The organism is Chryseobacterium sp. c4a (assembly GCF_009900745.1).
Classification (GTDB): domain Bacteria; phylum Bacteroidota; class Bacteroidia; order Flavobacteriales; family Weeksellaceae; genus Chryseobacterium.
The window spans coordinates 1-17457 of sequence record NZ_WXVU01000029.1 but is presented as its reverse complement, the minus strand read 5'-3'; the positions used below and the strand labels follow the sequence as shown (position 1 = coordinate 17457).

Sequence of the window (17457 nt, the reverse complement as noted above, 5' to 3'; positions counted from 1 at the left end):
AGTTTGGGTTTACTCCACTCTAAGTTACCATATCTTCGCAACCAAACCAAAACGGTACTCTTTCCCTGAATACCATACTCTTTTTGAGCCTGCTTGTAAGTGTAATCGCCGTTTTCTACTTGAGAAACAATTCTTAATTTAAAGGCTATACTATAGTCCTTTTGTGTACGCTTTTCTCTTGTTAATCCTTGATGTTTCATAAATAAGTCGATTAGTTGTCAACTTATTTCAGGACGGGACAATATAAATATTAAAGGCCACCAAATTTGGTGGCCTTTAATATTTATATACTTCCTTGAGTTTTTTAGAATATTTTTTCAGTATTTAGTGATATAAAATAAGTGAATTATCTCTTACTTGTTAGATTTCTTTCTTGTACCCGTTATGACGGCAGAAGCCGTTTGACCAAAAACTACACCTATTACGATACCAAAGGAAGAGCGATTGGAACACATTCTATCAATCATTTGGGCGGATATACCAAGACAGAATCCAAACTGGATTTTGCGGGAGTGGCCCAGCAGGTCATCACCCGACATAAGAGATTAGATACCGATACAGAAAGAGTGATTACGGAAAACTTTGAATATGATCACCAGAACAGACTATTGGTTCATAAGCATCAGGTAGATTCCAATCCTGTAGAAATCCTTACCCAGAATACATATAATGAACTTTCCCAGTTGGAATCTAAAAAAGTAGGTGGAGTTTCTTTAGGTTATTCGCTTCAACAAGTTGACTATAAATATAATGTCAGAGTCAGATTAATGATCCTTCGAATCTTAATGGAGATTTATTCGGATATAAAATGAAGTATAACAATCCAGCATCAATAATAGGCAGGTTTAATGGTAATATTACAGAGGTCGACTGGAAAACCTCTACAGATGGTATTTATAGAAGGTACAATTATAGTTATGACAGCTTAAACAGAATGTTTCATGCTTTTTATAGTAAACCAGGTTCAACAGTAGAAATTACAAGTGCTTATAACGAATGGCTGCAATATGACCTTAATGGTAATATTAGCCGATTAGACCGATATGGGCAATCAGATGGCAATAATCCTATACAGATAGATCAATTATATTATACATACCAAGGTAATAGATTAGCTTCTGTATCAGATGCATCCGGGAATTTTTCGGGATATCCTACCGGTGGAAATCCTATAGCTTATGATGCTAATGGTAATATGATTGATCATTTAGATAAAAACATAAATTCAATAACGTATAATTTTTTAAACCTTCCTGTCTATGTAACTAAGGATAATAATAAAAGCCCGTCTGGAAGTATCAGTTCCTATTTGTACAGAACGGACGGTGTTAAGCTTAAAAAAATGTATTCTTATTATAAAAGAGACTGGCAGGGAAACATAAGTCTTGCCCAAACCATTACAGATTATCTAGATGGGTTCCAGTATGTTTTAGAGGAAGCAGGATTAGGGTGCTTGGATTGCCCACCACCTTCACCAAATCTACAATTTGTACCCACATCAGAGGGGTATTATGATTTTTTAAAAAATACTTATATTTACAATTATGTAGATCATTTAGGTAATATAAGGATGAGTTACCAGAAAGGAACTACAGGAGCAGAAGTCATTGAAGAAAGTAATTACTATCCGTTTGGGCTAAAGCATAAGGGATATAATGCTTCGATTGGAAATCCTACATATAATTATAAGTATAATGGGAAGGAATTGCAGGAGACAGGAATGTATGATTACGGCGCAAGGTTTTATATGCCAGATATTGGTAGATGGGGTGTTGTGGATCCGCTAGCGGAAATGTATAGAGGATATTCTCCATATAATTATACTGTAAATAACCCAATTAATTTTACAGATCCTGATGAAGGTGGGTTAGAGGTGCTGGCTTTTTTAATAACCTTTTCAAATCGGATGCTAGAATTCATGCAGAACAATGGGCTGATAAATTAGGTTCCGGTTTTTACAATACAACTGTTGATAAAGGTAACAATGGTACTTGGACAGTATCTTCCCACACTACAAATGCAAGTTATAAAGATACCTTTAACTCAGAAGGATACCAAAATACTCTCAGAATACCTTACTCAGAAGGAGGCGGTTTAGGTACAGCACCTTCATCTGGCGATCCTTGGGGTGCTACAATTAGTTCCATTCCTGATTCGAGAGGAAAAACAGAACTCCAAATGCAAGTCTCTGAAAATCCTTTGGTGCAAAGTGCAGTACTTGATTATGCAACAGGAGGTTTTGGTAGTAAAATAATTGGAAAATTATTTCCAGCTACTAAAACACCAATAGATAAGAATTCAATAATAGAAGGTTTTGAAGTATCTAATCATGCTTGGAGAAAAAGTGGATTAGGAAGAGGTGCTACTGAAGAAATGGTTAGTAATACTATAGTTGGTGCTAAAAAAGCAGGAACGGTTATAACTGAATCAGGAACAGGAAAATTTTCTGAAAATATTATTAAAATTTATAATCACAATGGGGTTAAAGTAGCTGTTGATGAAACACGAAATATTATAATGAGTATCAGACCTGATAAAGGGTTTAAATTACCTTAATATTAAAATTATGATTTACGAATACGATAAAGAAGTTGATGGCTTATATATATGGTTTGTAGAAAACCTTGAGGAAGAATTAAGAAATTACGAAAAAGAATTGTGGCCAGAAGAGTTGAAAAATGAAATAGGTTTATTATTTGATAAAAACGGAAGGCTTCTTGGGATGGAAATTATGCCTGCTTCTAAATATTTTGAACAAGCAAAAATAAATAAATTTCCCACTCGCGCTGACTTGTAACCCTGCTCCTGCACGATTTTATCGTGTGGCAGATAAATAAAAAAAAACCACTGTAAAATTGCAGTGATTTTTATGTTATTTAGCAAACGCCTGTTTAGTTTTAAAATTTTGGATATCGTTAATACGCTCTACGATCTCTTTATCGAATGTAGCGTTTTCCCCGCTGCGCAAAGTCTGTGACTTTGAGCTGTAAATAACATAAACCCACCACAATTGCGGTGGGTTTTGTTTTATAGATTAGCAAAAGTTTTACTCCCCTGCTGTCGCACGAATCCTTTCGTGTGGCATTTTTCTTAATTATTGCTTCCCTTAAGCAATTTTATATCTTTACCTAAAGCAGAACAGAGTGTAATTATTCTAACAAAAAAAGATTTTGTCTAGGAAATGACATTTAAAATTTCCAATAATAGCTTCTACAAACTTAGTTAGGGTATTAGAAGACGGTAGTTATCAAATTTTTGGGGGAGGAAGATTTAGAACATTTTACAATACAACAATAAAATAACAATGAAATATTTAGGGTTTATAAAAGAATATGATCCAATTCCCGAGGCTTTGGAGTTAAAAACATATAGAAATAATAAAATTTATAATAGTGTAAATAAAAATAAAATTCTTGATTATTTAAAAAATGGAGAAGTAGCTTTAGCTTGGATGGGGGTCTTTATTAATGTAGAAAGTCAAGACTTCATTAGTCCTCAAATATATTACACTGATGGTAATTGGATATGGCCATCTTATTTAATTTATTATTTAGAAAATGATAAAAACTTTTATCTGGAAAATGATTTTGATGAGTATTTACAAGAAAATAATTTTATAAGTCAAAAGATTTCAAAAGATAAACTTACTGAAATTGAAAATGATTTTATTGTAAAATTAGAAGAAGGATTCATTCCGCAAAGTTTATAACTTTGAACAGATAAGAATAACCCCACCGCTTTTGCAGTGGGGTTGTTATTTAGCCCCCGCTAGCACGAGCTTCCGGCTTGCGTCTTTAAATAAAAAAAACTTACATATTGTGAGGTTTTTGTGTTTTTATTCTTGTGAAAGACTCCAATCCTGTAGAAATCCTTATCCAGAATAAATATAATAAACCAAGAGTCATGCTTGTGCCATGATGTAAATAATAAAACCGCTGCAACTGCAGTGGTTTTATTGTTCTGTTTTCATATACAAAACAGAACAAGAGAAATTCTCCGGATTATTTACAGTACCATTAAAACTAAGTTTACAAGAATCAAAATAAAAGACATAGAAACGGCAAGAATTTCATTAAGAACTATTTAGATTGTATTTTCCTAATAAAAAGAATCTTTTTTCTTTAACTTTGTGTTTTTCAATGGCTATAGAAATTTTTTAGCATTGAAATTCATACTCAATCAAAAAAATAAAATCATGTCAATTACCAATGATGATCAGTTGATCGGAATGCAGAGAGTGAGTGAAGCGGTAGCTTATACTTTAAAAGAGATGACGCAATATGCGCAGCCTGGTATGTCTACAAAGGAACTCGATGAATATGGTGCTAAAATACTTGCTGATTTCGGAGCCAAATCTGCACCTTACCTTACGTATGGATTTCCGGGTTGGACTTGTATCAGTGTTGATAATGAATTCTGTCACGGAATTCCAACAGATCAAAGGATTTTGAAGGAAGGTGATCTGATCAATATTGATGTTTCTGCTGAACTGAACGGATATTGGGCAGATAATGGAGGTTCGTTTGTGATAGGTAAAGATATCAACCAGCATCAGAAACTGGTAGATGCTTCTAAAGATATTCTTCAAAAAGCGATTGATAACATCAAGGGTGGCGTAAAAATAGCTGATATTGGGTTTTTGATGGAGACGGAAGCTAAGAAAAGAGGTTTTAAGGTGATTAAAAACCTTGCCGGACATGGGGTAGGAAGAAGCTTACATGAACAACCCGATGAATTATTGAATTATAAAAATCGTTTTGACACCAGACGTTTTAAGAAAAACTCGGTAGTGGCTATTGAAACGTTTATTTCTACTTCCTCAAGCCTGGCTGTAGAGTTGAAAGACGGCTGGACTATGGTAGGAAATAAAGGCGGCTATATGGCGCAACATGAGCATACTATTTTAATCACCGATGGAAAGCCCGTTGTTCTAACGCAGATGAACGAAATTTTGAATTGATAAAACTTTTTTTAATCAAGACTTATATTTCTTTCAGGATCTATTTTAATCATTACCTTAGCTTACTTATCAAATGAGTGAGTGTAAATAGGCTGACCTTATCCTTATCTGAAAATTCATCTAAAAATGATTAGTGAAAAGAACCTTAAAATCATCGAAAATTTCATTCATCTTTTTGATAGTACGATTTATAAGAAAAGGGAAGTACTGATGGATATTGATCAGGTTCACCGCGATTTATTTTATATTAAAAAAGGAGTGGCCAGAATCTTTTATTATGATGATAAAGCTCAGGATCATACCCATTGGATCAGTTCAGATCATAGTTTTATAGCCCTATTTTCAAGTGTGTTATCCGGAAAAGCAGTTCCCTTTGGAATTGAAGTCATCGAAGACAATAGTGAAATATTCAGACTGCCTTACCGCCAGCTTTTGGAATTGAAATCAAGTAATCCGGAAATACAGCAGTTTATGGAAGATCTATTTGCCCAAAGTTTAATTACGATGGGAAACAGACTGATGGATCAGCAGATCAAAACAACGGATCAGCGTTACAATGATTTTGTGACCGCTCATCCGGACTGGCTCCAGAGAATTAATCTGGGGTATATTGCAGGGTATCTTGGAATGACCCAGCAACAATTGAGTAAAGTAAGAGCTCAGCAGAAATAATCCTTTTTTAATCTAGGCGAAAAAAAAAGCTAAACTTTAAGACTACTTTCGAAAAAGCTTAGCTAATAAAGGTATGGACTGAATTAAAGAAATACAGCATATCATTTTTTCACCAAAATAGAAGCATAATGAAAAAAGGAACCTATCAATTACATGATGAAGCCAATTTTAATTTTCAACTGAACAGAACCTTAATGTGGGGGAATGGTGATCTGGAAGAAATAAAAACAATAGCCTCCAGAATCAGCACTACGGAAGATTGGGTAAAAGAGATGAGCACTCTGGCTAAAGAAGCAGAAGCCAGCCAACAGATTCCTAAAGCCATTGGATATTACAGAATGGCAGAGTTTTTTGAGGCTGATGGAACAGCAGAAAAATCGCGATTGTACGCTCAATCAAAATCTTTATTTTATGACTACCACAAAATCACTTTTGAGCAGGAAATAAAAAGGGATGAGGTAGTTTATGAAAATGGAAAATTACCCGTTTGGATCTGTCTTCCAAAGCAAAACATAAAAGATACGGTGGTTATTCATGGAGGAAATGATTCTTATATGGAAGAATTTTTACCGGTAGTGCAGCGTCTGGTATCCGAAGGAATTGCCGTCTATATTTTTGACGGGCCGGGGCAGGGTGGAGCTTTAAGAGAATCCGGTATTTATTATACCTATAAATGGGAAAAGCCTATTCAAGCTATTTTGGATGCTTATCAGTTGGACAATGTAACCCTTATCGGGCTATCGTTAGGAGGAATGTTGGCACCTAGAGCAGCAGCATTTGAAAGTCGTATTCAAAGAGTTGTGGCATGGGGAATTATGCCTAGTTTTTATGATGTGATCCTCACCAAAGTACCTGATGAATTAAGAATACTGATGGATGCAGAAGACAAAAATACAGTCAATGAATTGATTCAAAAGAAAATGGAAATAGATCCTTTAGTAAAATGGGCCATGCAGCATGGAATGTTCAGTATGAATGTAGAAACACCCTATGATTACATCAAAAAGGCTCAGAATTTTGAAATGGAAAGTATCGGATCACAGATTACACAAGACTTTTTGTTGCTTGGTTCTAATGGAGACCACTTTATCCCGGTTGAACTCTATAAAAGAGTCATTGATGCTTTACCGAATGTAAAATCGCTTACTTATAAAATGTATACGAAGAATGATTTAGCTGAAAATCATTGTAATATTGGGAATACAGAACTTGTTTTGAGTGATATTATCCATTGGATACTGCAGGTAAGGAATAAATAAAAATACTTTGTCTTTATAAAATGGTAAGGTTGTTTCTCAGGAAACAGCCTTTTTATTGATCAATAAAAGGAAAGCAAAGAGGCAAAATTGTTAAAGACCAAATACTTTAGTATATTTATAGAACCAAACCATTTCACAAAATCATCCTGTTATGAAAAAAGTTCTTTTAACCCTTCTTGGAATTCTTATTATCCTGGCTGCAGTCGTAGTGATTAAAACGTATACGTATCCTTTTAAGAAAAACTCATTCGGAGATGCAGAAGGATGGAAACCTGCAAAAAATGATTCAGCGGTGGCAAGATTTTCAGGAGGAATAAAGATCCCTACTGTTTCTACAGGGAGCTTAGGTGAATTCAATTATGCACCTTTTGATCAATTTAAAGAATATTTGAAATCAACTTACCCATTGGTGTATCAAAACACAGAAAATGTTGAGGTCAATAAATACGGACTTGTATTCAAACTGAAAGGGAGTAATCCAAAGCTGGAGCCTATTGTATTCCTTTCCCATATAGATGTGGTTCCTCCGGGAGATGCAGATGTAAAAAATACTGAGGAAAACATTTTCAGACCAGATGATAAACCACTAGATCCTGTTTCAAAAGTTGCGGAAGATTGGGATTTTGCCCCTTTTTCAGGAGCGGTTGCTAATGGAAGAATCTATGGTAGAGGAGCAATAGATATGAAAGGAATGCTTTTCTCTTTAATGGAATCCATGAATAACCTGATTAAAAGCAAACAAACTCCTCAGCGTGACATCTACCTGGCTTTTGGTTTTGATGAAGAAGTTGGCGGAAAGAATGGAGCCATTCAGATTGCAGAATATTTTAAGAAAAAAGGATTGAAATTCGATGCAGTGTATGATGAAGGAGGATTGATTATGCGAAAAGGAAATGTCGCTGGCGTAGATGCTGACGTTGCGGTGGTGGGATGTGCTGAAAAAGGTTTTCTTTCTGCCAAAATAAAGGTGAAAGGCCTTGGAGGGCACTCTTCAATGCCACCTATGGAAAGTGCAATTGGAAAAGCAGCCGTTATTATGCAAAGACTGGAAGATCATCAGATGAAACCTGTCATTACTCCATTAGTAAAAGAATTTTTTGATAATATAGGCGGAGCTATGCCGTTTACAACGAGAATGGCATTGGCGAATCAATGGCTTCTAAAACCTGTATTGATTTCACAGCTAACAAAAAATAATACCACCAATGCGCTGGTACGAACTACAACAGCATTAACGATGATGAAAGGAAGTGACGGAACCAACGTGCTGTCTCCTGAAGTGGAATTTGTTGTTAATTTTAGACTTCTTCCAGGAAATACAGTGAAAGATGTTCGTGAGCATATTGCAAAAGCAACCAAAGGCTTCGATGTTGAAGTAGAAGAAATTGATAATACAAGAGAAGCTTCAGCGATATCATCATCCAAAACAAAAGCTTTTAAGCTTATTGAAGCTGGTGTCAAAGAGATTTATCCGGGAGCTATCGTTTCTCCATACCTTACCATGGCCGGAACAGATGCCGGTAAATATGAAATCGTAAGCAAAAACGTCTACAGATTTATGCCTATTAGAATCAATAGTTCCGAACAGCAGAGTATTCACAGTACCAACGAATATCTTAGTATAGATAACTACCTGAAGATGATTCACTACTTTGAGTTTATGATGAAGAATTATGATAAGTAGATCGGGATTCGGGGTGAGTGGTTCGAGTTTTTGGGATGCGTGATGCGTGTTTCATGATGTGTAATGTAGACTAGGGAATTGACTATTCACTTGCCTAACAAATTTACTATAGACATATATTTGTTGGTATTTTAGGTTGATGATTACTGTTCAAAATTTCATATTTCTATTTCATCTTTTTCTCAAAAAAAATAATACGTCAAGTTTTGTCGCATTACGGTAATAGCTTTGTCATATCAAAATTACAGAGCTATGGAATTGCCACTTTACTTAAACTTTCACGACTTTGAAAACCATTATTACGATCACCTTGAAAAATGGTTTGAAGAATATCATAATGCAAGTGAAGCAGATTATCTGAAGGCCCTTGCAGGTTTATACAGTCCTTATCTCTATTATAACTTTGCTGATGACAGTCTGCAGGCTGATGCAACGATTGAAATTAAAGACTGCTTCTTTCCATATCATGAAAGAATAGGAATTTCTTTCTGTACAGGCTGTGAAAATGGAAAATCACCTAAAAAAGGAATGAATCACGTTTTTGAATGGAAGACCATTTCCATGATGGAATATGCTCAACATATTCTGGATAAGATCAATCGCTATTGCTCCAAAAATAAAGAAGCTCTGAGTGGCAGCAGAAATATTCTAGATTACATCAATGATTTTGATATTGTGACTTCCCGGGAAGGAGCAGGGTATTGTGTCAGCTACAATAAACATCAGATGACCCTTCCTTTTCTTAAAGCTTATCTTCCATATTATGGGCAGACTGTAGATATGGCGCTGTATAGAGATTTTCTTTTTTCTGTTGTACAGATTGCAGAATTTATTGATCAGAAATTAAAAATCATCCAGGCTTTTGAACATACGATTTATGCCCAGTCAAGAGCAGAAGCAAAATTCAAAGTACAGATGAGCCGGCAGTTTTTGACGTTGTGCAACTAAAATTTTACACCAACATTCATACTTAATTATATTGCGGAGAATCTTATATTTTCCAACGAAAATCCCAGCCAGAAATGGTTGGGATTTTTTATGAGTTCATATACCTTTTAGTCAAGATGATCTTCATTAGTTGTTACCTTCTTTTTGTATGGAATATTCCAGATGAGGTCTGCAGCCAGATAGTGTACTCCGCCATGATGAATGCTTTGGCTTCCTCTGATCAGATCTTCCATATACCCAATGTCTACAGTGAAAGGAGAATTGGGAATATTGAACATATAGTAAGCAGACAGACGCATTTCCCGATATCCAAAAGAATTCCAGTGTTGATCATGTTCGTTGAAGTGACTGATGGAAAACAATGCTTCAGCACTTAATGCCAGCTTCTGATTATTCTTTGGAGATAAATTATAGGTCAATTGGCTTTTAACACGGGTTCTCAGCTGAAAATCTTCATCCACCTTATGAAAATCAGCATCGAAAAACTTTCTGAATTCCTGGCGAACCGTATTTTTAAGTTTTAGCTTTTTCCCAAGATCGAAAGTATAGGCGTATCGACCATAGATTCTGAATTCCTGTTCAATACCTTCTTTGTTGTAAGGAGCTTCTTTTTCATATTCAGGTTGTCGGCGGTAGCTTAAGGCGTAGCTGTATTGTTGATGCGGGGCAAACGAATTATAAACCTCATGGTTTAATACAAAAATAGCCTGTTTTGCCAATAAATTGTCATTATCCAGAGTACTCTTACGTCCTATAGCAATATAGCTCATAGTTTGTTTCTTTCCTACAGAGTCCAGATTATGTTTTACTCCCAATGCTGACCAGAATGCTGTTTTAGCATCCCCAAGACCAGGAGGACTGATCTGTGCTTTGACCAAGCTTCCCATGCCTCCTGTTATCCCTATTATAATAAATACTTTTTTTATATCAAACATCATGATAGCTGCTTTACGATTAATGTTAAAACCTGCGAAATCATAAGGTTAGATAAAAATATCAGAGATACGCAGAGAAAATACTTTGTCTAAACAAAAGTATCAAGCTTTATGAATAGAATGTTTATTCAAAATTCTGAAATACTGTTTAAAAACATGACAAAATAAAGACTTGATTTAGGAAGAATTTAGGAATAGTAAAATTTATAAATGAAAGTAAGCTTTCATAATCGATATTAATTGTGGATAACTTGTTAGTAAAATGTGGAAAAGATGATTTACTCTTTTCTACATAGGCTGTAATGGTTGGTAAGCCATATCAAAAAATGAGTAAATAAACGATGATTTTTATCTTTTATTTAGAATAATTCAAATTAATATTGTGAGAAAGTTTGTTTATCCGTTATTTTGCACTTTATTTATAATTAGTTTAAATAAGGCTGAAAAATGATACTACCAAGTGAATGTGAACTTCTGATGAAGTCGATAACTCATGCCCATAAAGCAGAACAAAACGATGTTTTAACCAATAAAATAGTACAATGGTCTAAGCCATTTCTGATTTTCTTCTTTTCCCTGATAAGTTTAACTCAATTCCATGCACAAGACCTTCAAGGTGGAATAACCGGTAAGGTTAATATGGTAGATGGGCAGCCTTTAAGAGCAATTTCCGTTTCATTATTGGAAACCGATCGTCAAACCTTGACGGATGATGAGGGAAATTACCGTTTTACTAATATAAATGCAGGCTCTTATACCGTAAAATTACAAATTTTAGGATCTAAAGAAATTCGTATTCCTGTTGAGGTAAAAGCAGGAGAAAGTACAACCCTGGATTATCAACTGACCAAAGAAAATATTCAGGCGATACAGGAAGTGGTAATCATGAAGAATGTCAACAGATTTTCTAAAAAAGAAAGTGGATTTGTGGCAAGACTTCCCTTAAAGAATTTGGAAAATCCTCAAGTATATAACACTGTAACTAAAGAACTTTTCCAGGAACAAGTTGCCGTAGATCTTGGAAGTATTTCTAAGAATGTACCGGGAGCTGGAGTTCCTATGATTGCGAATCAAGGAAGGGTAACCTTTCGTTCAAGAGGTTTTGAAACTGAACCTAATGCAAGAAACGGAGTGGCAGGTGCTGCATTCTCAGTGATCGATCCTGTAAACTTAGAACGTATAGAAGCGATAAAAGGCCCTTCTGCAACTTTATTCGGAAAAAGTGTAGCAAGCAGCTATGGTGGTGTTTATAATCGTGTGACGAAAAAACCTTATAATAAATTTGGTGGAGAAGTGGGATATGTTGGCGGAAGTTGGGATTACAACCGAGTAACGGTAGATGTAAATACCCCGGTTAATAAAGATAGAACAGCACTTTTCCGTCTTAATGGAGCAGGAACTTTTGAAAAAAGCTTTCAAGAATCAGGATTTACCAATTCATTAGCCATTGCTCCAAGTTTTTCATATCAGATCAATGATCGTATGTCGCTTCTTTTAGATATAGAATTCAATCAGGCAAAAGGAACCTCGGTAGTACGTTTTAATCCTTATACAGGAAGCAATAAAACACAGTCTATCGCAGATATGAAGTTCCCGTATTATAAGAATTTCTTAGGAGATGATTTGGCTTATGAAACGCAGATGATGAATATCTTTGCGCAGCTGAACTATAAAATTTCAGAAAACTGGACTTCTCAAACGATTGTATCCCGTGCAAGATCTACAATTAATGGCTATATTTCTGCCATTAACGGGAAAACAGATTCTACGGCAAGTGCTCAGGTGATGGTTGGAACTACTTCATTTATTGCAACCAATATTCAGCAGAATTTTATCGGAGACTTCCATATCGGACGTTTCAGAAACAGAATGGTTGTAGGGTTGGATTATTATAACAATTCAAATCATTTTGACCGTTATCACACCAACACCAAGGTATTTAACTTTGTTCATCCATCAGCGGATTTCAGAGTAAACCAAAATACAATTGATGCACTTACCGCAACTTCTGTAGCCAGAAGAGAAAATAATAGTGATAATACTTACGCAGCTTATGTTTCGAATGTTTTCAATGTAACAGATCAGCTAATGGTAATGGCCAGTCTGAGGGTAGACAGATTCCAGTTTAAAGGAGTTTATGATATTGCTACAGGTCAAATAAAAGGGGGATTAAGTAACAGTGGAACACAGGCAGGACCTTATGGGCAGACCGCACTTTCTCCTAAATTGGGACTTGTTTATGAAATATTGAAGAATAAAGTTTCCCTTTTTGGAAATTATATGAATGGTTTCAATAACGTAAGTGGAGTAGATATTAATGGAAATTCTTTCAAACCGGAATATGCCAATCAGTTGGAATTTGGAGTAAAAGGAGATCTTTTCAATCACAGACTTGTAGGAACTTTAAGCTATTATAATATCCGTGTTGACAATATATTGAGAACCAATCCTGATGATATCAATTATTCTATTCAGGATGGAACGCAATTGAGCAAAGGATTTGAAGCTGAACTAACAGCCAATCCTTTTGATGGATTAAATATCGTAGCAGGATATGCTTATAATGATAGTAAATTCACCAATGCCAACCCTTCCGTTAATGGTCTAAGACCAGCATTATCAGGCCCGGCAAATATGTTCAATTTCTGGATCAGTTATAGAATTCCAGAAGGTAAATTAAAAGGCCTTGGAGTAGGAGGTGGCGGAAATATGGGTTCATCTTCTTATCAGACAAATACACAAACAGCTAAAGTAATTATACCATCTTATACGATGTTTGATCTGGGAATCTTCTATGACCAGCCAAAATATAGAGTAGGACTGAAATTTGATAATATTACCAATGAAAAAGCCTGGTCAGTACGTTTAACACCACAAGCACCAGCGCGTTTCTTAGGAAGTGTTTCCCTGAAATTCTAAAACAAGATTTTAATAATTGATAACAAAAAAGTCCCGGATTGATTAACCCGGGACTTTTATTTTATAAGATTTTCTGAACTTTTATCTTGAATCTATTCATTCATAAATTTTGATCCAATTTTCTGTCTAGATAACTTCCATCTTTTAATTTATCCAAAGACAGTAATTATTACGATATCTTATTTTAGCGTAGGCAGTTCCTTGAAATGTTCCGGGAGTATTATCCTGCCAGTCTTGTCTGATTACATACAGCCCTGGCATAGTAGGCTTGAAAATAGCTTGATGATTTTCATCTGCCGGAATGTTTTTTTCCCAGTTTTCCGGGTTAAAAATTCTAAGCAGAGTGCCTTTTTCTACAGGCTTCATATTTCGGTAAGGAAAAATAGTGTAAATGCCATTTTTCTCTTGAAGGCTGATATCCATAAACTGAAGTGGAGCGATGTTATTTGATGGAGTTCCCACCTGATAAGCTCCACACATAAAATCAATAGGTCTTACATTTTCCTGTGGATTTTGAGAACGTACTAAAACAGGTTGTTGATCATTCATCCCTAAAATCCGATAGGTGCCTTCCTGATTAGGCGTAAATGTCCCTTCCCAATGATCTTCTTTGGGCTGTAATGTGATCTTTACCTTTTCACCTTGGGTATTGAAAAGAAAGAAATTAAAATCTTTGATTCTTTGAAACTCAGCGCCGGTAGTTCGGTGTCGTTCGCTAAGCTGATCAATAAAGCCATAGCATACCTGGATCTTAACCTGTTCTTTTATTTTTCCTGATCCATGAATCTCCATCCAGTAAGCACTAGCCTTTGTAAGTGATGGGAACAGAAAAACAGTAAAAAATAACAGCGAAGAAAGTGCTGTTCGTATTGTGTACATTTTAATTGAATTATATTGATGCTGCAAATTTAAGGAAAAAGGTTTTCATAGGGTGGTACAGCTTTACAATGAAAACTGCGATATTAAAACAAATACCGCAGTCCATTGATTATAATGATTGATCTTGTTTTTATACGCCTGTTCTGCACAGAGCATCCCAGGTTGTCCAGAAATGAGCATTAATGGATCCAATAGGTGGATTGATGCTGTCCGCAACAATTCCTACCATTGAGGCACAATTAGAGTTACATCCTATTTCATTGTGGCTTCCTGTCTGAGGTGGGATTTGTCTCCATGTTCCGGTGGAACCGCTTAATAATTCTACTTTAATTTCGAAGATCCCTGAAAGATTAGGAGTGTGGATTTGTTTCGTTGGATTGTCACTTGAGATAGAATCACTCCAGTTTCCCTGTGAAAATGTTACACGCCATTTGGTGATCATTTTAGCAGTATCGTTGTGAGGGCAAAGATATACCCAGAATTGTGCTCCGCCTCCCAATTGGAGTTGAGCAGATGAGTTTGCATTTACATTTGTTGATGTCATAATAAAATTAGTTTTTGTGGTTGTTTTATAAACCAAAGTAACGAAGAACAAGAGAGATGCTGTAGAGTATAAATGACTAATTACACAGTCGAGTAGAAATACTTAGATGAATGGAAAATGGAAAAATAATTTCATAACTTTTTTGAAAGTATAAGAGTCTGTTATCCGTTTTGGTCTATACAGGCAGTAAACTTTTTGCTTCTTTAAAAGTATAAAGTTCTTATCAAAAAACTTTGTGTCAAAAAATCTAAGAGCCCATTTTTATATCACAATAACCAGACAAATTCTTAAGTTATTCTCTCATCTTCAGAGTATATAAAAACAAAAAAGTCTTAAGTATAAAACCTAAGACTTTTTATTGCAGAGAGGAAGGGATTCGAACCCTCGATACAGTTACCCGCATACTACCTTTCCAGGGTAGCTCCTTCAACCACTCGGACACCTCTCTTTTTGAGATTGCAAAAATAGGATATTTTATTTAAATACCAAATTTTTATTGCAATTTTTCAGCAGTAATTTCTCCGCAAAGGCTTTGGGTAAAGTTATCTGCAAAACTTCCGGAGTAATTTGGATTATCGATAAGATGCATTGCTTTTGTAATGGCAGTCTCGGCAGTCATATCTCTGCCACTAATCGCTCCGATTCTTGAAAAGATATTGCTGTTCTCATATTTACCGAACGAAATGCCGCCAGAAATACACTGGCTTACCACTACGATCTCGGTACCATTATTTCTGATTTCCTGAAGTGTTTCCTGAGTCTTTTCACTGCTGAAGATGGTTCCCGATCCAAATACCTGCAGGATCAATACCTTCATCTTGGGGATTTCTCTGAAATGGCTGAGATGCATTCCTGGGAAAATTCTCCAGAACAGAACATCCTCAGAGATGTGCTCATCAACATGAAACTCAACTCCCGGATCACAACGGAAAAGGTTGTCCTTGATAATATTTAAATGAACCCCCGATTGTCCAAGAATAGGGTAGTTAGGACTTGCATAAGCATCGAAATATTCGGCAGAATACTTTAATGTTCTGTTTCCTCTCAATAGTTTATATTCAAAATAGATCGCAACTTCCTGGATGACAGCTTCATTATTTTCATATAAACTGGCATAATAAAGACTGGTCAGAAGATTTTCCTTAGCATCAGTTCTCAGATCACCAATCGGAAGCTGTGAACCTGTCATGATCACAGGTTTTCTCAATCCTTTTAACATGAAACTTAATGCTGAAGCAGTATAAGACATTGTATCCGTTCCGTGAAGAATCAGAAATCCGTCGTAATCATTATAGTTTTTGAGAATATAGTTGGCAATTACTCGCCATTCCTCAGGCCCCATGTCCGAAGAGTCCAGTGGTTTGGCAAAAGGATGTACGAAAACTTCACATTCCATAAGCTTCATTTCGGGCATCTTTTCAAAGATATTTCCAAAATCAAAGGCACGCAGACTTCCGGTTTCATAATCTTTTTCCATACCGATGGTTCCTCCGGTATAGATGAGTAGGACTTTTCGCTTCATGTATTATTTTTAATTAAGAATTTAATCCCGGTTAAGGATCATAGCCCAAAATTACGTTAATTTGCAAAGATTTGAAAATGAATGGAAGACTTAGAAGGAAATTTTATAAGAATAAAACGAATTTTAGGGATTATATAGAGCTATTGAAAAAAATAACTACATGCAGATGAAAGATTTAGCACAGACTTATGAATATTTAAAACAATTTTTAACAGAAGAAAGATTGTCAAAGATTGAATATTTCTCTCAGGAAAGTTCAGACTTTGTGCTTCCGGTGGTAGAAGATATTTACCAGTTTAGGAATGCAGCAGCTATTGTACGTTCTGTAGAAGCTTGTGGTTTTCATAAAGTAGTGGCCTTACAGGAAGAATATAGTTTTGAGCCTAATCTTAGAGTAACCAAAGGAGCAGATACTTGGGTTGAGGTGGAAAAACTTCCCCGAAATATAGAATCCTTTCAGGAAATTAAAGACAGAGGATATAAAATTGTAGTGGTTTCATTGGAAAATAATGCTACCATGTTACCCGAATATGAAATTACGGAACCGATAGCTTTGGTTTTTGGAACCGAAATGGAAGGTGTTTCTCAGGAAATCCTGGATTTTGCAGATGAAACACTGGCAATTCCGATGTATGGTTTTACAAGAAGTTTTAATGTTTCTGTAGCCGCTTCAATCTGTATGTATGAATTGAAACAAAAGCTAATCAAATCCGGAATTGATTATAAACTGGATGAAGAAAAACTGCTAAGAATGAAAATCCTTTGGACGGTAAACTCTATAAGAAGCGGACAGCAGATTTTTGAAAAATATTTGAATGAGAATAATATTGATTGGAAATAGTCAATTTAAAATAAAAAAGGAGGTGTTTAAAACCCTCCTTTATTTTTTTATATTGTCCCGTCCTGAAATAAGTTGACAACTAATCGACTTATTTATGAAACATCAAGGATTAACAAGAGAAAAGCGTACACAAAAGGACTATAGTATAGCCTTTAAATTAAGAATTGTTTCTCAAGTAGAAAACGGCGATTACACTTACAAGCAGGCTCAAAAAGAGTATGGTATTCAGGGAAAGAGTACCGTTTTGGTTTGGTTGCGAAGATATGGTAACTTAGAGTGGAGTAAACCCAAACT

General features: G+C 35.4%; 18 protein-coding genes and 1 tRNA gene. 13 read left to right on the top strand and 6 right to left on the bottom strand.

Annotation, left to right across the window (positions count from 1 at the left end; all coding sequences use genetic code 11):
• Positions 1–200 (bottom strand): helix-turn-helix domain-containing protein (locus tag GTR01_RS24050; protein ID WP_160138393.1); only part of this gene is annotated, 200 nt, incomplete at its 3' end.
• Between the two features lie 141 nt (positions 201–341).
• Between GTR01_RS24050 and GTR01_RS24045 the strand changes: the two genes are divergently transcribed.
• The 10 genes from GTR01_RS24045 to GTR01_RS24000 all read left to right on the top strand — a co-directional run bounded on the left by GTR01_RS24045 (position 342) and on the right by GTR01_RS24000 (position 9523).
• On the top strand, positions 342–812 hold the full coding sequence (locus GTR01_RS24045) for a hypothetical protein (protein WP_160140245.1): 471 nt from the start codon (positions 342–344) through the stop codon (positions 810–812).
• The gene (locus tag GTR01_RS24040; protein ID WP_160140244.1) at positions 809–1945 is read left to right on the top strand and encodes an RHS repeat-associated core domain-containing protein; all 1137 of its coding nucleotides are present in this window, start codon (positions 809–811) and stop codon (positions 1943–1945) included. Before GTR01_RS24045 ends, GTR01_RS24040 begins: the two co-directional genes overlap by 4 nt.
• Before the next feature lie 233 nt (positions 1946–2178).
• Positions 2179–2556 (top strand): hypothetical protein, encoded by a 378-nt coding sequence (locus tag GTR01_RS24035; RefSeq protein ID WP_160140243.1) that lies wholly within the window; start codon positions 2179–2181, stop codon positions 2554–2556.
• A gap of 10 nt (positions 2557–2566) precedes the next feature.
• Complete coding sequence (locus tag GTR01_RS24030) at positions 2567–2797, top strand: DUF2283 domain-containing protein (protein ID WP_160140242.1); 231 nt, start codon at positions 2567–2569, stop codon at positions 2795–2797.
• A 507-nt stretch (positions 2798–3304) separates the two neighbouring features.
• Complete coding sequence (locus GTR01_RS24025) at positions 3305–3709, top strand: hypothetical protein (RefSeq protein ID WP_160140241.1); 405 nt, start codon at positions 3305–3307, stop codon at positions 3707–3709.
• A gap of 486 nt (positions 3710–4195) precedes the next feature.
• A complete protein-coding gene (gene map / locus GTR01_RS24020) occupies positions 4196–4960 on the top strand; it encodes a type I methionyl aminopeptidase (protein WP_160140240.1) in 765 nt (254 codons plus the stop codon).
• Positions 4961–5086: 126 nt separating this feature from the next.
• Complete coding sequence (locus GTR01_RS24015; RefSeq protein WP_160140239.1) at positions 5087–5632, top strand: Crp/Fnr family transcriptional regulator; 546 nt, start codon at positions 5087–5089, stop codon at positions 5630–5632.
• Positions 5633–5760: 128 nt separating this feature from the next.
• Positions 5761–6891 carry an alpha/beta hydrolase gene (locus GTR01_RS24010; RefSeq protein WP_160140238.1) on the top strand — a complete coding sequence of 377 codons (1131 nt, stop codon included), beginning with the start codon at positions 5761–5763 and terminating at the stop codon, positions 6889–6891.
• A 151-nt stretch (positions 6892–7042) separates the two neighbouring features.
• Positions 7043–8575, top strand: coding sequence for a M20/M25/M40 family metallo-hydrolase (locus GTR01_RS24005; protein WP_160140237.1), 1533 nt, complete (start codon positions 7043–7045; stop codon positions 8573–8575).
• 252 nt (positions 8576–8827) lie between these two features.
• Entirely contained in the window at positions 8828–9523 is a 696-nt protein-coding gene (locus GTR01_RS24000) for a hypothetical protein (protein WP_160140236.1), read from the top strand.
• Positions 9524–9630: 107 nt separating this feature from the next.
• On the opposite strand, the gene GTR01_RS23995 is transcribed toward GTR01_RS24000, so the two are convergent.
• The gene (locus GTR01_RS23995; RefSeq protein ID WP_160140235.1) at positions 9631–10461 is read right to left on the bottom strand and encodes a DUF2490 domain-containing protein; all 831 of its coding nucleotides are present in this window, start codon (positions 10459–10461) and stop codon (positions 9631–9633) included.
• Between the two features lie 444 nt (positions 10462–10905).
• On the opposite strand from GTR01_RS23995, the gene GTR01_RS23990 reads away from it, so the two are divergent.
• Positions 10906–13377 (top strand): TonB-dependent receptor domain-containing protein, encoded by a 2472-nt coding sequence (locus GTR01_RS23990; protein WP_160140234.1) that lies wholly within the window; start codon positions 10906–10908, stop codon positions 13375–13377.
• 144 nt (positions 13378–13521) lie between these two features.
• Here GTR01_RS23990 and GTR01_RS23985 read toward each other — a convergent pair whose 3' ends face one another.
• The 4 genes from GTR01_RS23985 to GTR01_RS23970 form a co-directional block, all read right to left on the bottom strand.
• Entirely contained in the window at positions 13522–14256 is a 735-nt protein-coding gene (locus GTR01_RS23985; RefSeq protein ID WP_160140233.1) for a hypothetical protein, read from the bottom strand.
• Positions 14257–14386: 130 nt separating this feature from the next.
• A complete protein-coding gene (locus GTR01_RS23980; protein ID WP_160140232.1) occupies positions 14387–14800 on the bottom strand; it encodes a hypothetical protein in 414 nt (137 codons plus the stop codon).
• Positions 14801–15161: 361 nt separating this feature from the next.
• A tRNA-Ser gene (locus GTR01_RS23975) sits at positions 15162–15248 on the bottom strand.
• A 45-nt stretch (positions 15249–15293) separates the two neighbouring features.
• Positions 15294–16322, bottom strand: a complete 1029-nt coding sequence (locus tag GTR01_RS23970; RefSeq protein ID WP_160140231.1) for an asparaginase — start codon at positions 16320–16322, stop codon at positions 15294–15296.
• A 160-nt stretch (positions 16323–16482) separates the two neighbouring features.
• On the opposite strand from GTR01_RS23970, the gene GTR01_RS23965 reads away from it, so the two are divergent.
• Both GTR01_RS23965 and GTR01_RS23960 read left to right on the top strand, forming a co-directional pair.
• Entirely contained in the window at positions 16483–17163 is a 681-nt protein-coding gene (locus tag GTR01_RS23965) for a TrmH family RNA methyltransferase (RefSeq protein ID WP_160140230.1), read from the top strand.
• A 94-nt stretch (positions 17164–17257) separates the two neighbouring features.
• Positions 17258–17457, top strand: a 200-nt coding sequence (locus tag GTR01_RS23960; protein ID WP_160138393.1) for a helix-turn-helix domain-containing protein, incomplete at its 3' end; no start/stop codon positions are given.

Excerpts from the sequence above, each read along its gene's own strand:
- GTR01_RS23985 (WP_160140233.1), bottom strand. The coding sequence starts at position 14,256 with ATGTACACAATACGAACAGCACTTTCTTCGCTGTTATTTTTTACTGTT.
- map (WP_160140240.1), top strand. The coding sequence starts at position 4,196 with ATGTCAATTACCAATGATGATCAGTTGATCGGAATGCAGAGAGTGAGT.
- GTR01_RS24000 (WP_160140236.1), top strand. The coding sequence starts at position 8,828 with ATGGAATTGCCACTTTACTTAAACTTTCACGACTTTGAAAACCATTAT.
- GTR01_RS24030 (WP_160140242.1), top strand. The coding sequence starts at position 2,567 with ATGATTTACGAATACGATAAAGAAGTTGATGGCTTATATATATGGTTT.
- GTR01_RS24025 (WP_160140241.1), top strand. The coding sequence starts at position 3,305 with ATGAAATATTTAGGGTTTATAAAAGAATATGATCCAATTCCCGAGGCT.
- GTR01_RS23990 (WP_160140234.1), top strand. The coding sequence starts at position 10,906 with ATGATACTACCAAGTGAATGTGAACTTCTGATGAAGTCGATAACTCAT.
- GTR01_RS23980 (WP_160140232.1), bottom strand. The coding sequence starts at position 14,800 with ATGACATCAACAAATGTAAATGCAAACTCATCTGCTCAACTCCAATTG.
- GTR01_RS23970 (WP_160140231.1), bottom strand. The coding sequence starts at position 16,322 with ATGAAGCGAAAAGTCCTACTCATCTATACCGGAGGAACCATCGGTATG.
- GTR01_RS23965 (WP_160140230.1), top strand. The coding sequence starts at position 16,483 with ATGCAGATGAAAGATTTAGCACAGACTTATGAATATTTAAAACAATTT.
- GTR01_RS24010 (WP_160140238.1), top strand. The coding sequence starts at position 5,761 with ATGAAAAAAGGAACCTATCAATTACATGATGAAGCCAATTTTAATTTT.
- GTR01_RS24005 (WP_160140237.1), top strand. The coding sequence starts at position 7,043 with ATGAAAAAAGTTCTTTTAACCCTTCTTGGAATTCTTATTATCCTGGCT.
- GTR01_RS24040 (WP_160140244.1), top strand. The coding sequence starts at position 809 with ATGAAGTATAACAATCCAGCATCAATAATAGGCAGGTTTAATGGTAAT.
- GTR01_RS23995 (WP_160140235.1), bottom strand. The coding sequence starts at position 10,461 with ATGATGTTTGATATAAAAAAAGTATTTATTATAATAGGGATAACAGGA.
- GTR01_RS24015 (WP_160140239.1), top strand. The coding sequence starts at position 5,087 with ATGATTAGTGAAAAGAACCTTAAAATCATCGAAAATTTCATTCATCTT.
- GTR01_RS24035 (WP_160140243.1), top strand. The coding sequence starts at position 2,179 with ATGCAAGTCTCTGAAAATCCTTTGGTGCAAAGTGCAGTACTTGATTAT.